General features: G+C 42.7%; 17 protein-coding genes. 11 read left to right on the top strand and 6 right to left on the bottom strand.

Annotation, left to right across the window (positions count from 1 at the left end):
• The first annotated feature begins 153 nt into the window (after positions 1-153).
• From B9Y89_RS13850 to B9Y89_RS13835, 4 genes are all read left to right on the top strand, one after another.
• A complete protein-coding gene (locus B9Y89_RS13850) occupies positions 154-591 on the top strand; it encodes a BrxA/BrxB family bacilliredoxin (RefSeq protein ID WP_085523789.1) in 438 nt (145 codons plus the stop codon).
• A 59-nt stretch (positions 592-650) separates the two neighbouring features.
• Entirely contained in the window at positions 651-881 is a 231-nt protein-coding gene (locus tag B9Y89_RS13845) for a DUF2164 domain-containing protein (RefSeq protein ID WP_085523788.1), read from the top strand.
• 82 nt (positions 882-963) lie between these two features.
• Positions 964-1890: an oxygen-dependent tRNA uridine(34) hydroxylase TrhO gene (trhO, locus tag B9Y89_RS13840; protein WP_441351490.1), complete on the top strand. Its 927-nt coding sequence runs from the start codon at positions 964-966 to the stop codon at positions 1888-1890.
• Between the two features lie 167 nt (positions 1891-2057).
• Positions 2058-3209, top strand: a complete 1152-nt coding sequence (locus tag B9Y89_RS13835) for an acyl-CoA dehydrogenase family protein (RefSeq protein ID WP_085523787.1) — start codon at positions 2058-2060, stop codon at positions 3207-3209.
• Here the strand turns inward: B9Y89_RS13835 and B9Y89_RS13830 are convergent.
• From B9Y89_RS13830 to hpaB, 3 genes are all read right to left on the bottom strand, one after another.
• Entirely contained in the window at positions 3202-3849 is a 648-nt protein-coding gene (locus B9Y89_RS13830) for a hypothetical protein (protein WP_085523786.1), read from the bottom strand. The genes B9Y89_RS13835 and B9Y89_RS13830 overlap by 8 nt on opposite strands.
• A 23-nt stretch (positions 3850-3872) precedes the next feature.
• A complete protein-coding gene (locus B9Y89_RS13825; protein ID WP_085523785.1) occupies positions 3873-4820 on the bottom strand; it encodes a hypothetical protein in 948 nt (315 codons plus the stop codon).
• A gap of 82 nt (positions 4821-4902) precedes the next feature.
• Positions 4903-6360: a 4-hydroxyphenylacetate 3-monooxygenase, oxygenase component gene (gene hpaB, locus B9Y89_RS13820; protein ID WP_085523784.1), complete on the bottom strand. Its 1458-nt coding sequence runs from the start codon at positions 6358-6360 to the stop codon at positions 4903-4905.
• A gap of 153 nt (positions 6361-6513) precedes the next feature.
• On the opposite strand from hpaB, the gene kapB reads away from it, so the two are divergent.
• From kapB to B9Y89_RS13795, 6 genes are all read left to right on the top strand, one after another.
• The gene (gene kapB, locus B9Y89_RS13815) at positions 6514-6903 is read left to right on the top strand and encodes a kinase-associated lipoprotein KapB (protein WP_085523783.1); all 390 of its coding nucleotides are present in this window, start codon (positions 6514-6516) and stop codon (positions 6901-6903) included.
• Between the two features lie 21 nt (positions 6904-6924).
• A complete protein-coding gene (locus B9Y89_RS13810; RefSeq protein WP_085523782.1) occupies positions 6925-7881 on the top strand; it encodes a thymidylate synthase in 957 nt (318 codons plus the stop codon).
• A gap of 30 nt (positions 7882-7911) precedes the next feature.
• Entirely contained in the window at positions 7912-8394 is a 483-nt protein-coding gene (locus B9Y89_RS13805; protein WP_085523781.1) for a dihydrofolate reductase, read from the top strand.
• A 190-nt stretch (positions 8395-8584) separates the two neighbouring features.
• Positions 8585-8794: a hypothetical protein gene (locus tag B9Y89_RS18835; protein WP_139822811.1), complete on the top strand. Its 210-nt coding sequence runs from the start codon at positions 8585-8587 to the stop codon at positions 8792-8794.
• A 76-nt stretch (positions 8795-8870) separates the two neighbouring features.
• Positions 8871-9284 (top strand): (4Fe-4S)-binding protein, encoded by a 414-nt coding sequence (locus tag B9Y89_RS13800; protein WP_176222232.1) that lies wholly within the window; start codon positions 8871-8873, stop codon positions 9282-9284.
• A 129-nt stretch (positions 9285-9413) separates the two neighbouring features.
• The gene (locus B9Y89_RS13795) at positions 9414-10454 is read left to right on the top strand and encodes a hypothetical protein (RefSeq protein ID WP_085523779.1); all 1041 of its coding nucleotides are present in this window, start codon (positions 9414-9416) and stop codon (positions 10452-10454) included.
• Positions 10455-10553: 99 nt separating this feature from the next.
• On the opposite strand, the gene queF is transcribed toward B9Y89_RS13795, so the two are convergent.
• Both queF and B9Y89_RS13785 read right to left on the bottom strand, forming a co-directional pair.
• Positions 10554-11048 (bottom strand): preQ(1) synthase, encoded by a 495-nt coding sequence (queF, locus tag B9Y89_RS13790; RefSeq protein WP_085523778.1) that lies wholly within the window; start codon positions 11046-11048, stop codon positions 10554-10556.
• A 12-nt stretch (positions 11049-11060) separates the two neighbouring features.
• Positions 11061-11702: a queuosine precursor transporter gene (locus tag B9Y89_RS13785; RefSeq protein ID WP_085523777.1), complete on the bottom strand. Its 642-nt coding sequence runs from the start codon at positions 11700-11702 to the stop codon at positions 11061-11063.
• 130 nt (positions 11703-11832) lie between these two features.
• On the opposite strand from B9Y89_RS13785, the gene B9Y89_RS13780 reads away from it, so the two are divergent.
• Positions 11833-12672, top strand: coding sequence for a patatin-like phospholipase family protein (locus B9Y89_RS13780; protein ID WP_085523776.1), 840 nt, complete (start codon positions 11833-11835; stop codon positions 12670-12672).
• Positions 12673-12715: 43 nt separating this feature from the next.
• On the opposite strand, the gene B9Y89_RS13775 is transcribed toward B9Y89_RS13780, so the two are convergent.
• Entirely contained in the window at positions 12716-13762 is a 1047-nt protein-coding gene (locus B9Y89_RS13775) for a M20/M25/M40 family metallo-hydrolase (protein ID WP_085523775.1), read from the bottom strand.
• Positions 13763-13863 lie beyond the last annotated feature (101 nt).

Here is a 13863-nt window from a genome sequence, read left to right as displayed (position 1 = left end):
TATTTATAGAATACACAAAATGGCTGCAGATTGAAAAGAGGGATGTTCATTTTGCTTAAGTGAAGAAGCTTGACTTAGTTCAGATATTTGTATGGTATCGTTTCAATATGGTAAATTGAGCTAAAGACACAATATCCGGAGGGATCATCTAATATGTCAATGGCTTACGAAGAATATATGCGGCAAATTGTCCAGCCCATGCGTGATGAACTAACCGAGGCTGGATTTAACGAATTACGAACACCTGAAGATGTCGATTCATTTATGGAAAATACCGAAGGAACGAGCTTAGTAGTCGTTAATTCGATTTGCGGATGCGCTGCTGGCTTGGCCCGTCCAGCCGTTGTTGCTTCGTTAAAGTCCGAGACGCAGCCTGACCATCTTGTCACCGTATTCGCTGGACAGGATAAGGAAGCGACCGCCGAGATGCGTGATTACTTTAAAGGCTACGAGCCATCATCACCTTCAATGGCGATTTTGAAAGGTAACGACGTTGTCCACTTTATCCCACGAGAGGACATCGAAGACGAAGAACCGGAAAATATCGTTCGTAATCTTCAAGGGGCTTATCAGCAGTATTGCGGTGAATAATTAACACAAAAGACACCAAGCAAAAGCTTGGTGTCTTTAATGATTTGGGGGATTATTAAATGGAGTTAAAACCTTATGAAAAGGAAAGAATTATTGAAGCATTAAAAGGTTATTTCTATGACGAGAGAAGTGAAGAACTAGGGATGATTGGTGCTGAAAATCTTTATGCTTTTATCCTAAAGGAGATCGGGCCGCTCATTTATAATCGCGCTTTAAATGACGCTTCCATGGTATTAGAACGACAAATGGATTCGCTGATCGAAGAAATGCTTGTGCTTAAAAAAGATTAAAATCCCATGCATGTTCGTACAAAATTTGATATGATAGATGATGTGTTTTTTTAATACAAGAGAACTAAGGTGGTGTCTATTTATGTCAAATCAATCCTATCGCGTTCTTTTATATTATAAATATGTCAAAATTGATGATCCAGACACATTCACGAGAGAGCATTTGCAATTATGTCAGGAATTAGGATTAAAGGGTCGTATCTTGGTTTCTTCTGAAGGGCTCAATGGAACCGTTTCGGGCCCCGCTGAGACAACCGATGAATATATTGCAACGTTACGCAGAGATCCGCGATTCACGGATATGGAATTTAAAATTGACGAAACAAGCGGCCACGCATTTAAGAAAATGCACGTCCGGCACCGTGAAGAAATCGTGTCTTTAAAATTGGACGATGATCTTGATCCAAATCAAGAAACAGGGAACCATCTATCACCGAAGGAATTCTATGAGCATTTGCAACGTGATGATGTTATTGTTCTTGATGCACGTAACAAATACGAACATGACATCGGCCATTTCAAAAATGCTGTTTTACCTGATGTTGATGCGTTTCGTGATCTGCCTGACTGGATTCGCGAAAATTTAAGTGAACATAAGGATAAAAAGATTTTGGCTTATTGTACCGGTGGCATTCGCTGTGAAAAACTCACAGGCTTTCTCAAGCAAGAGGGTTTCGAAGACGTCAACCAACTGCACGGAGGTATTGTATCTTACGGCAAAGATGAGAACGTGCAGGGACGTTATTGGGATGGGAAATGTTATGTCTTCGATGAGCGCATGTCTGTTCCTGTTAACCGGACTGAAGAAGATCGTGTCATAGCAACATGTTTTCACTGCGGTAAGGAAGAAGATCGGTTAGTCAACTGTGCCAATCCAGAATGTAACTGGCAGCATGTCTGTTGTGAGGATTGCGAAGAACAATATAAGCGGTCTTGCTCCGAAGAATGCCGTGAACATCCACGCAATCGCTACGAAAAAGATAAGCAATTGGAGCAATCGCAAGGGTAATGACGTAAAAGAGAGGGAGGCGAAAACGCTTCTCTTTTTTTACATTGCCTATTTTATAAAAAATTGTTGTTTTTTTAATTTATTTTTCCCATCCATTTTTGTAATGATCGATAGTGTAACTGGGACTCAACAGCCTTATATAAAAAAGATGGAAAGTGGGTCGAGAAATGAATAACTTTATCCGTAACGAACGGCAACAAAAGATTGTTGACCGGGCTTCCGAGATCGCGCAGGCCATTCAGCCGGACTCGTCTTATTATGATAGGACCGGCGCTTTTCCATTTGCGAATTTTGACCAATTAAAACAACACCATTATCAAACTTTGACGATTCCGAAAACGTATGGCGGTGAAGACCTTAGTTTGTATGAATTGATGCTGACCCAAGAAACGCTGGCACAAGGTGATGCGTCAACTGCCTTAGCAATGGGGTGGCACCTTGGTGTGATGATGGATTTGAATCAAAGACATGAATGGGATGAATCCGTTTATCGTCGCTTATGTGAGGACGTTGTTCAGAATGGAACCATCGTTAATCGGGCGATGACCGAACCAAAAACGGGCAACCCTGTCAGAGGAGGATTACCTGCCACCGTCGCTTCAAAACGCAACAATGGTTGGGTGATCAATGGTCATAAAACATTCACAACATTGGCTCCCCTCGCGGATACATTTATTGTTAACGCAAACATTGAGGGAACCGATGAGATTGGCGGATTCTTAGTTCAACGCGACCAGAACGGGGTTGATGTCAAACAAACATGGGATACCATTGGTATGCGAGCAACACGAAGTGACGATATTTATTTTGACCATGTTGAAGTACCAGCGGAAGCTTATGTTGAAACGATTGACTACACGAAAAAAGATCGATTGCCAGCCGCATGGTTATTACATATACCCGCTTGTTACATGGGTGTGGCCATTGCCGCGAAAAATGACGCGATCCGCTTCGCCAAAGAATATCAGCCTAATAGTTTGGATCATCCGATACAGGACCTTCCACATATCCAAGACAAAGTCGCCCGTATTGAGATGGATGTGCTTAGGGCACGGACACTCATGTACAGCGTTGCTCGTGATTGGGATGAACGACCGGAACGACACTATGAGATGGCTCCGGAGCTTGGAGCTGTCAAATATGAAGTGACGAACACGGCTGTTCGAGTTGTCGATACGGTCATGCGCATCGTTGGCGGCAGTGGCTTATCTAAAAGTCTGCCATTTGAAAAATATTATCGTGACGTGCTGCCAGGAGTCCATAATCCCCCTAATGATGATGCCGTCATGGCCATGATGGCGCGCCGGGCCTTTAGCTAAAAGATGGTACGCCATTGATGAAGGACTGAAGGACATCATAGCGCGGTCGCGTCGCCCGGTTCATTAAGTAAGCGGACTGCTGAGCGCCCGGCCTGCGATTGTCGTTTAATTCTTGAATAAATTCGTCAGCTGTCCCCATACCAATACCATGTCCATAGAACTGTCCGTTTGGCAGTTGAATAACATTTTCTCCTTGCCATTGCGGGGTTTTTGGATTGACAGCGGGGTTTTTGAAATAACGAATATCTCCATTTCTTCCGCCGCGAACGCCATGTTGGATATGAATAGGTAAATGAGGATGCGTGTTCCAATCCCATAAGTAGATGCGCTGGTATATCTGGTTGTAGTGCTGCTCACTGACCTGTTCTTGGACCGCTTTAAATAAAATCATCATCATAGCTGTTGCGCACTCAAACGCATACAGTTGTCCGTTGTCAAAGATATCTTGAATGGCAGCCGATGGTGACGCGTTGTCGCGAAGCGAAAAGCCGCCTTCATTCGTTAATTTCCAGTAGTCTTCATTACATTTGGAATAATAATACGTGGCGAAAGAGGCCTTGCTTTGATATAACGAATAGGCGGCCTCCACAATATTATCGCGCATAGCGTTTTCAAATGAACTCATTGGTGCATAGGCCATTCTTTTTACCTCCTTCAATGGTTTTAAAGTCCAGCAGTAGATAATTGCTGCGTAAGAGGCTCGCGAATCCATTGATTCCAGCGGTTACGATCATGCAGACGTAACTGGTTTGAAAAATGAGCGAGTCTTGCTTGCTGTTCGCCATCAAGTTGCTCGAAATCTTGAGACAATGAATACATTTCAATGAATGGTTGTTTCCGTTTGATCCATTGCGGTTTGCCTATGTATTGAGCAAAATAATTAATCGCAAATGGGATGGGAGCAGGGGAAACATCATAATTGTCTCCCGTAGCTTCCAAGAATCCGTGATAACGTTCAAACCAATCATCAAAGCAATCAAACGCCTCATCTGGCGTCCGTGCTTGCTCGATTCCTGGGACTAATGCTAAAAGTTGTTTTGCTAAGTGAATATCTTTGTGATTTGAAGACAATAAGTAGTCGGCGACCATCGGCAAATAATCAGGTAATTCCGTTGCCGCTAACCCCCATAGCAAATAATGACGGTGAATGTGGTAGCGGTGACGACGAAAAATGATATCGACCGTATCCTTTAGCACATTTTCTTTATACGTTAATAATAGTTGAATGATCGCTTGATCAATAACCTGCGTATACATACGATCTTGAAATTCATGCCCGCCGGTTTGCACCATCCAGTAAAACGTATCAAGAATTTTGTGGTGTTGATCGCACAAATGCTGGTGTGTTGGATACCCGTCATCCGTTCCTTTCAGTACATTGGATATATGGGCATGAGCCACTTGTTGTTGATCCGACAAATGAGGGTGCATAGATGTATCCAATGTTAGATCAATCATGAAAAAAGTCGGAAAATCAAGGCGACTGTCCCGTAAATAGCTGAGCGCTTGATCATTATCAGATGCCAAAGCTCGATCCCATTCAGCTAACACGCCTTTTTTGCCACTCCGGTGCCGGACGTCTGTTAACGGATGGAGATGTTGTTCACTCATGCTGCTCCCACCTTAGCTGTTTTGTAAAAGGGTATGCCGGAGAATGAGGTTTCATGTTCAGACAAGCCCAGTGCGTCAAGGTTTAATTCTTATATAAAAATTGCCGAACCCATTCGATAACATCCTCACGTTCATAGCTATGATAAAGGATGGTTGCGGTTTTGACAGGGTCTCCGAAGAAATAGCGTTCGTATAAGGATTGCCGCGACCCAAAGGCACTCATAGATAAATCCCAGGCAAGTCGAAATAAACGGACTTTATCCTCACCGGAGTCTTCCGATGTTTGCAAATAATGATTGAGGTCATCGCTTATTTGCTCATGATTAAAATCGGCTTCTCCGGGTATAGATACCAAACCGCTGGCCCCGATGTTTTGAATAATATCTCTCATACGCGGGTAGACAGTCGGAAAATATTTTGTAGCTGCTCTAAGCGGTTTAATATTAGGCGTCATAATACCGTATGAGTTAAGTTCAGCTTGTGCTTCCGATGAATAAATAAACCCCTTCATGGCTTCAAGGGCGACAATGATTTCGGAAACTTTTTCATGGATATGTTGATATTCACCGACATGAATGCTATCAATCATGGCTTGGGCCACACCTAGTATGAATTCCAGCTTCACAACATTTTTACAGACCACTTGGTGAGTGACGTGAGGAAAATAAGAACTGTCATGATAAAGTCTATTATTAACATCAATGTCACCATGGATGAAGACACGGTTCCATGGTACAGTCACATGATCAAAAATAACGATGGTATCCATTTCTTCAAATCGGGACGCTAACGGATGATCGAAATGAGATTTGCCGTAATCGAACGACTCCCGGCAAATAAATTTCAAACCAGGCGTATCGTTCGGAATCGCAAATGCATAGGCTTTTGGTTTCATTAGATTGGTCTTTGGAAGTCTTGCTCCTGATGGAAACACCATGATTTCATCGGTTGTTGCTCCTTGAGTGGCGAGTAACCTAGCTCCGTGGATCACGATACCCTCGTCATTTTCATCAATGATCCGGGCTGACACGATATTCTTGGATTCTTCCATATAAAAACTCGAGCGGTTCACTTGGGGTTCGACGAATGTGTGTGTGATGGTTAAATCATGTTCGCGGGCATATTCATAATAGTCCCGCATGTTGTTCATACATGCGGTGCTCTGATCCTGTAAGATGTCAGCGGAAGTTCCAAACGTCATCAATGCCGTATTCATGTAATCGGGAGACCGTCCAAGCAACCCGCATGACTCACGAGCCAGGGTTTGAATCGCTAACCGGCGTTTTTTCAAATCGTCTATCGTTTTCGGCGGCATGTAAGAGGTTCCGATTTGATTCCCGGTTGTGTCTGACGTCCAAGTCAACCGATCCTGTAAATCAGGTTGGTTTCTGAGATCAAACCATTTGGCCTGAGATTCCATAAGCCCTTTAAAGGCAGGGTGTTTAGATATAGGACCTGTGACTTGCTCACCACCTACCCAGATATTAGAATTTAACGCATTGATTCGACGTATATATTCTTCGCCATCTATAATGGACATTTATGACACCTCCGAATATTCTTCACCTATATATTAGTAATGGACTCACGTAGATGTTCCAGAATCATCTTAAATTCATTGAATGAATTTGCTATACTGGTTTCAAATGATTTTGTAACGAAACTAAAATAATGGAGAGAGGAAGACATTCATATGGCAGATATAGTACCGGGCAACACAGTCCGGACAAGATATAAAACGGGTGAATACGTAGCCCGGTTTGTTGAGGAACGCAATGATAAAGTGGGGATCGTGGAGATTTTAGCTGTATTACGCCATCCGACACAAGGGGACCTTCACCAACCCAATGAGGTAAATGTGCCCTTGTTTCATCAACGGAAAGCATTGGCCCATCATGAAAAGGCAGTCGTGCAGCTGGCATCTTTGGTCCCATTTGACGGACAAGTCCCCGATTATCGTGCATCACTTCGGGAGGCATTAGATCTAGAGAAAGAAAAATTACGTGGACGGGACGATACATGGTCCGAAAAAGCACTTAATAACCTTAATGATTTAGAATCGGACTATTTTCCAACTAACTGACTGACGAGGAGGATGAACACATTGCAACATGGGGAGTATGCCTACTTAGATATGTGCCAGCATGTCTTAAATAATGGCACAGAAAAAAGGGACCGGACGGGGACAGGGACATTGTCTGTGTTCGGTTACCAAATGCGGTATGACTTAAGCAAAGGATTCCCGCTGTTAACGACAAAACGAGTGCCGTTTCGTTTGATCGCCAGTGAACTGCTGTGGTTTATTAAAGGTGATACGAACATTCGTTATTTGCTTCAACATAATAACAATATTTGGAATGAGTGGGCATTTAAACAATGGGTTGAGAGTGCTGATTACACAGGCCCTGATATGACCGACTTTGGCCGACGCAGTCAGGAAGATGAGTCATTTAAAGAACAATACAAGCAAGTGATGGACACGTTTAAACAACGGATTTTGGATGACGACGCGTTCGCGAAAGAATACGGCGAACTTGGACCTGTCTACGGCAAACAATGGCGTGAGTGGGAAACCGCTCGTGGCGAAACCATCGATCAATTAAAAAATGTGATTGATTCGATTAAAAACAAACCTGATAGTCGCCGCCATTTAGTTGTCGCTTACAACCCAGGAGACGTTTCCGGCATGGCGCTTCCGCCATGCCACAGCCTATTTCAATTCTACGTTGCCGACGGAAAATTAAGCTGTCAATTGTATCAGCGTAGCGGTGACATTTTCCTTGGCGTTCCGTTTAATATCGCCAGCTATGCATTATTAACGCATCTCATCGCTCATGAATGCGGGCTGGCTGTTGGTGAATTCATTCACACGTTAGGTGATGCACATATCTATTTGAATCATGTCGAACAGATTCAGACGCAATTAAGTCGCGAACCCCATGATTTCCCATCACTGCATTTGAACTCAAATATTGATTCGATATTTGATGTTGAGATTAACGATATCAGCATTCAAGGTTACGATCCACATCCAGGCATTAAAGCACCGATTGCTGTCTAGTTGGGAAAAGGAAAGGGGAAGCGTTTGAATATGATTTCATTTATCGTCGCGATGGATCAGAATCGTGTCATCGGTCAAGACAACCAACTCCCGTGGCGCCTGCCCGCTGACTTAGCGTTTTTTAAACGTGTGACCATGGGACACCCGATTATTATGGGAAGGAAAACTCATGAGTCGATTGGAAAACCTTTACCAGGGCGGGAGAACGTTATTTTAACGAGAAATGAAAGCTACGAGGCAGCGGGATGTCAAGTTGTTCATTCCTTGGAAGCTATAAAAGCCATTGACGAACAAAACGACGAAGTGTTTGTCATCGGCGGAGCAGAGATTTTTAAAGTGATGTTCGCTTCTGCCGATCGATTATATGTGACGTTCATCGATGAGGTGTTTTCCGGGGACACCTACTTCCCTGAGATCGATCACGATCAGTGGAGGCAGGTCGCAAGAGAAAAAGGGGAGAAGAACGACAAGAACCCTTATGATTATTACTATTTAACCTACGATCGAATCTAATAATTTTTTATGGTGTGGAGCATATGAGCTCCACACTTAATTTTTTTTATGAATGACTGTACGGAACGTACGTGTTCACTGACTGTGTTTAAGAACTGCATCAATTCCCTTGATTGCCCATCTGCGTTTCACCCCCAGCCATCATCCTGCATAGATTAAAGCAAAAGCACTAAAAGCTGGAGTGAAGCGTATGAGTGCGTCATTTCTTTCACTATTGTTAATATATATCTGTATTGGTGTTATCTACAGTCTTATGCTGTTGAAAACGGCAACATATACTGCTTCTAGCGAAGGATTCAAGTGGGTAAGTCTCATAAGCATCACTTTTTTCTGGTTTCCTTTAGCATTGATTTCAATGCTTGTCATTCCGGTTGTTCGATGGTCTGATCAGTCTCCATAAAGCATGGAGATTTTTTTTTGGCTGTTTACATGTTTGATGGGAATAATGGGGAGTTTACAAGGGAAAAGAGGTGGTTGTGATCACTACAGAAAAACATAACTATCATTCAAGTGATGTAACGGTGACCTTTGACCCTAATCGGTGTAACCATTTGGGATATTGTGTCAAGCATTTGCCGAATGCTTTTAACCCCGAGAAGAAGCCGTGGATTAATTTAGAGCGAGCTGACGTTGAGGATGTCATACAAACGGTTGAGATGTGCCCAACAGGAGCGTTGCAATACGAGCGTCATGACGGAGGACCTGGAGAGGTATCTCCTGAATTAACAACGATCCGTGCGGTCGACAATGGACCACTATTTGTTCATGGACATGTTCAAGTTGTTGATAACGACGGCCAATTCTTATCCAAGGAAACTCGGGTGGCCTTGTGCCGCTGCGGTTGTTCCGACCAACAACCTTTTTGTGATGGCACACATAAAACATTATAAAGTCATCGACCTGATTTAGCCGCGGAGAGAAGCCCGCGGTTCAATTCATTTTTATATAAACGTATGATGACCTTTGGGCATATATTATAAACAGAAATCTGCTCCAGAGTTACCCGGGGAGGGTCTTAGATGGAACGGAATCATATGTTTGTAAGAAGTCTACTTGAGCCAAATAAGTTGTTAATATCGACGACGGTCGTTAACCGCATGTCAAGGATCTATGTCTTCCAACCTGACTTGATTATGAAATCAACGGATATTGATCGATGGGTTGCTCAATTGAATGATCCCCCAGAATCCATTGATTACTTTTTGAACACGGTTGATGATTCGTTTATCGATGGTTTTATCATTTACCCCCATCATCTAATGTTTGTTAATAAGCATGTTATAACATACTTATCTAATTTTGTGTTTGGGCCGTATGAATATATTGAATTAAGAGACTCCTTTAAAGGAGCTGCTTTAACAAACAAGGGGATGGATCAAGCCATACAACATGCTCAAGACCAATTTCAGTTTGGGAAGGAACACCTTAATATTGTCCGTTCGATTCACAATCAGAGTGTTCGAAAGACATGTGTTAAGCAATGGTGTGATGACATCCATCAATACCTGTTTTCATCCAATCACATCCATGAAGGTCACCGGGAGTTACCGAATGCCTATTACGGTTCCCATTCGTCAAAAGGTCCCGTGTTTGCAAATTTTAATGCACTGAAATATATCCATAAACAGTTGATATTAAAAGGTGTATCCAACCCAACAAAATCCCATATTTTAGCACGGATCGCTCAGTCAGCCACCGAACAAGGCTATGTCGTCAGTAAACTTTATTGTCCGCTTTATCCCGATGATATTGATGTGTTACTGATACCGGAATTAGAGGCAGCGGTGGTTGACAGCGTTCCTCCTCATTCCATTGAACCCGTGAATCCAAAAGATCGTGTGTTCCATTTTGATCACGATTGTTTGGAACAAACAACACTTTTTAGCCAAACACCTGAAATCAATGAAGCTTCTTCTAAATATTCGCAGCATATGCGACAAGGTATGCTGTCTTTACAAAAGGCAAAGAAGTATATGGACCAAGTTCATTACAATACACTTGAACAGGACGGTCATTTTGAAGGATTTGTAGGCAAGCTCAATCAATGTCTTAGTAGCTAAGAAAAGCGAGGGGATAATCATTCAATATAGTGTCTACCTTTAGAAGTCAAACGCTTGAATATTAAAAACGCTTGGGAAGATCACCCAAGCATTTTCTTTTTATCGATTATCAATTTTTTCTGGATACATATCATGTTGCGCGAGGCGATCAGCGGCAATGGTTTCCCACTTCGTCCCTTTTTTTCCGTAATTGACATAGGGATCAATGCTAATACCACCTCGAGGTGTGAATTTTCCCCAAACCTCCAAGTATTTCGGATCCATAAGCTTAATCAAGTCATCGGCAATCGTATTAATGCAGTCTTCATGAAAATCACCGTGATTGCGAAAGCTAAATAAATATAGTTTCAGTGACTTACTTTCAACCATGTTAATCTCCGGCACATAACTAATATAGAGCGTCGCAAAATCCGGTTGATGAGTGATTGGACACAGAGTTGTGAATTCAGGGAAATTAAACTTAACAAAATAGTCACGATGCTGGTTTTGATTCTCAAACGTCTCGAGTAAGTTTGGATTATAATCAAATGTATATTCAGTTCCTTGATTGCCAAGGTGAGTGATATCACTGATCGAATTGTTTTGACGAGTCATAGAATGACCTCCTTATCGTTTGGCCCATTTAACGACAAGATAGACAATGGGCGTGCCGATAACGGCATAACTAAATTTAATGGTATATTCCGAGAAAATCGCTGTTAGAATTGTGCCGACGGGCATCACACCTAAGAACGCGACGAACATAAACACTGACGTATCAATCAGCTGGCTGACAGCTGTACTCCCCCAACTTCTGAGCCATAACATTTTACCCTTCGTTTGCTTTTTTATATTCGCAAATAAACGAACATCGAACGTCTGTGAAAGAATATAAGCGGATAATGACGCCGCTACCGTTCGTGGAACACTACCTAAGATGCCAGCAAAAGCATCCTGTTTCGCCCATGTTTCTGCAGGTGGCAAATGAATAGCGAATTGGAATAGGATTAACATCAATACGTTACCGGCAAGCCCAATCCACACAACCCTTTGTGCAAGACGCCGGCCCCAAATTTCTGTTATACTATCGAGGATTAAGGATGTGACAGGATACATGATAATTCCGGCGGTCATGGTGAAAGCACCAATATGAAACATCTTAACCGCAGCAATGTTAGCGGTCATAATGAACACCATGAACATCATAACTAAGCTCATTAATTTAATGGGGTTGCCATCATCTAATAAGGTTGCCCATTTTTTTGACATATCATCAACTCCCGTAGTTTTTTTGCTAAAGCAGAGGAGGGTCTCGAACTCTGCTGATAACACGGTTATTGATTATACTAGATTTTGCTTAGAATGTACAAGCGTAAAACCGTTCATGGAGGCAATCGATATGCAGCAAACTGGATTGGTACTTGAAGGCGGGGGAATGCGCGGGATTTATTCCGCTGGTGTCCTCGAATTTTTTATGGAAAATAATCTTTACTTTCCTTATGTCATTGGCGTCTCCGCAGGTGCCTGCATGGCAGCGTCCTATGTATCACGACAACCCGGAAGAAATAAGATTGTTAATATTGATTATGCTGATCATCCCGACTATATTTCATTTAAAAATTGGCTGTTCAAGAAGCAACTATTCGGTATGGATCTTATTTTTGATGCGATCCCGAATCAGCATGAACCGTTTGATTATGACACCTTCTTTCAGCGTACAGAAACGTTTGTTATTGGTACAACAGACTGTCACACAGGGAACTCTGTCTATTTTGATCATTTTCATTCAAATGGTGAGATTCTGACAGCCTTGAAGGCATCAAGTTCAATTCCGTATATGGCACCCATTGTTCAGCTTGGCAACTATGATTTACTGGACGGCGGCATCAGTGACCCAATTCCGCTTAAAAAGTCGATTCACGATGGTCAAGAGAAAAATGTGGTTATCCTGACAAAGAATGAAGGTTACCGAAAAACCAAACCCCGGTTAAACAGTTTGTTAAAATGGACCTACAAGTCCTATCCGGGATTAAAAAAAGCGATTATGAACCGGCATCATAATTATAATCAGACACTGGATGAGATAGCACAAAGCCCAGATACATTTGTGATTCAACCTTCCGAACCTTTAGAGGTCAGTCGGATTGAACGCAGCAAAGAAAAATTACAACATTTGCATGATATGGGTTATCGCGATGCTGAACGGTTGTATCCAAAATTGAAAGCCTTTCTTGAATAGTTACGAAAATTTCGCCCCCAGTGATAGAGCTGGGGGCGCTTGTTTAATCTAAAGGCTTTAATGATTCGGTACCATCGAGCGAGAGGATCATCTCTGTTAAAAGTTCAATGTCTTCTTCAATGTCCTTGAGACTAACGGTTTCCACAGGAGAGTGCATGTACCGCAGCGGCAATGACACTAAACTTACAGGGATGCCGCTAGCGGCAAGCCGCATACGATCAGCATCTGTACCTGTATTTCTTGAAGTGAGCTCATATTGAACGTTCATATTCAACTTGGCCGCTGTTGTCTGTAGTAATTGGTTTATTTTAATATTGATGGGCGCCCCTTTAGCTAAAACGGGCCCATCATCCAGCCGAAGATCACCATGCTTGTCCGTATTGACACCGGGGTAATCCGTAGCAAAGGTGACATCGCAGGCAATTGCCATCGTAGGATTGATTCCCGCGCTGGCAAAATGAGCACCACCCATGTTGGTTTCTTCGTTGACTGTGCTTACAGAATAGACTCCGACCTTTGGCCGTCGTTCACCAAGGCGTCTTAAGACTTCAGCAACGATAAAAGCACCAGTGCGATTATCCAACCCACGGCCACTTAATCGGTTGTTCATAAGCCATTCCGGATCACGCTTGTAAACAGCTAAATCACCGATCGTGACGTATTCTTCCAACTCTTCTTTACTTTTTGCACCGCAATCGATGTATAGGTCATCAAAACTTAAATCATCTTTGGCTCCGCCGTGATGTTCAGCGTTAGCGCCTATGACCCCGGTGATTGTTCCACCGTAGCCAAGGACGTCAACTTTCATGCCAATCGCGGGTTTGGGACTAATGCCGCCCATTTTATCCATGCGCAGAAAACCACGGTCGTCAATTTTCTTAATAACTAGGCCAATTTCGTCACAGTGACCGGCCAGTAACACTTTAAAATCAGCATCGGGATTGACGATTCCAATCGCATTTCCGGCTGTGTCCGTGTCAATTTTATCTGCATAAGGCCGAACGTAATCGATCCATTTCCTCTGGATATCCATTTCCTGTGAGGAAGGGGAAGGGGTGGTGAGCAATTCTTGCAAGAAATCGTTGTTCATTGAATCATGACCTCCTATAATTACTACAAAACGATTAATTCCATATTAACATACACCTTTATAATACCTAGTTATGTTAAATTATATAGAGAACGTTTTTT

Source organism: Tuberibacillus sp. Marseille-P3662 (genome assembly GCF_900178005.1).
In the GTDB taxonomy this organism is placed as follows: domain Bacteria; phylum Bacillota; class Bacilli; order Bacillales; family Sporolactobacillaceae; genus Marseille-P3662.
Note: the sequence above shows the minus strand (reverse complement) of the source record. Positions and strands in the feature narration are given on the sequence as shown.

What these genes read in the sequence shown, in the direction of transcription:
- B9Y89_RS13850 (WP_085523789.1), top strand. Translation starts at nt 154, where the DNA reads ATGTCAATGGCTTACGAAGAATATATGCGGCAAATTGTCCAGCCCATG.
- B9Y89_RS13775 (WP_085523775.1), bottom strand. Translation starts at nt 13,762, where the DNA reads ATGAACAACGATTTCTTGCAAGAATTGCTCACCACCCCTTCCCCTTCC.
- B9Y89_RS18835 (WP_139822811.1), top strand. Translation starts at nt 8,585, where the DNA reads ATGAGTGCGTCATTTCTTTCACTATTGTTAATATATATCTGTATTGGT.
- B9Y89_RS13785 (WP_085523777.1), bottom strand. Translation starts at nt 11,702, where the DNA reads ATGTCAAAAAAATGGGCAACCTTATTAGATGATGGCAACCCCATTAAA.
- trhO (WP_441351490.1), top strand. Translation starts at nt 964, where the DNA reads ATGTCAAATCAATCCTATCGCGTTCTTTTATATTATAAATATGTCAAA.
- queF (WP_085523778.1), bottom strand. Translation starts at nt 11,048, where the DNA reads ATGACTCGTCAAAACAATTCGATCAGTGATATCACTCACCTTGGCAAT.
- B9Y89_RS13825 (WP_085523785.1), bottom strand. Translation starts at nt 4,820, where the DNA reads ATGAGTGAACAACATCTCCATCCGTTAACAGACGTCCGGCACCGGAGT.
- kapB (WP_085523783.1), top strand. Translation starts at nt 6,514, where the DNA reads ATGGCAGATATAGTACCGGGCAACACAGTCCGGACAAGATATAAAACG.
- hpaB (WP_085523784.1), bottom strand. Translation starts at nt 6,360, where the DNA reads ATGTCCATTATAGATGGCGAAGAATATATACGTCGAATCAATGCGTTA.
- B9Y89_RS13845 (WP_085523788.1), top strand. Translation starts at nt 651, where the DNA reads ATGGAGTTAAAACCTTATGAAAAGGAAAGAATTATTGAAGCATTAAAA.
- B9Y89_RS13780 (WP_085523776.1), top strand. Translation starts at nt 11,833, where the DNA reads ATGCAGCAAACTGGATTGGTACTTGAAGGCGGGGGAATGCGCGGGATT.
- B9Y89_RS13805 (WP_085523781.1), top strand. Translation starts at nt 7,912, where the DNA reads ATGATTTCATTTATCGTCGCGATGGATCAGAATCGTGTCATCGGTCAA.
- B9Y89_RS13795 (WP_085523779.1), top strand. Translation starts at nt 9,414, where the DNA reads ATGGAACGGAATCATATGTTTGTAAGAAGTCTACTTGAGCCAAATAAG.
- B9Y89_RS13835 (WP_085523787.1), top strand. Translation starts at nt 2,058, where the DNA reads ATGAATAACTTTATCCGTAACGAACGGCAACAAAAGATTGTTGACCGG.
- B9Y89_RS13830 (WP_085523786.1), bottom strand. Translation starts at nt 3,849, where the DNA reads ATGGCCTATGCACCAATGAGTTCATTTGAAAACGCTATGCGCGATAAT.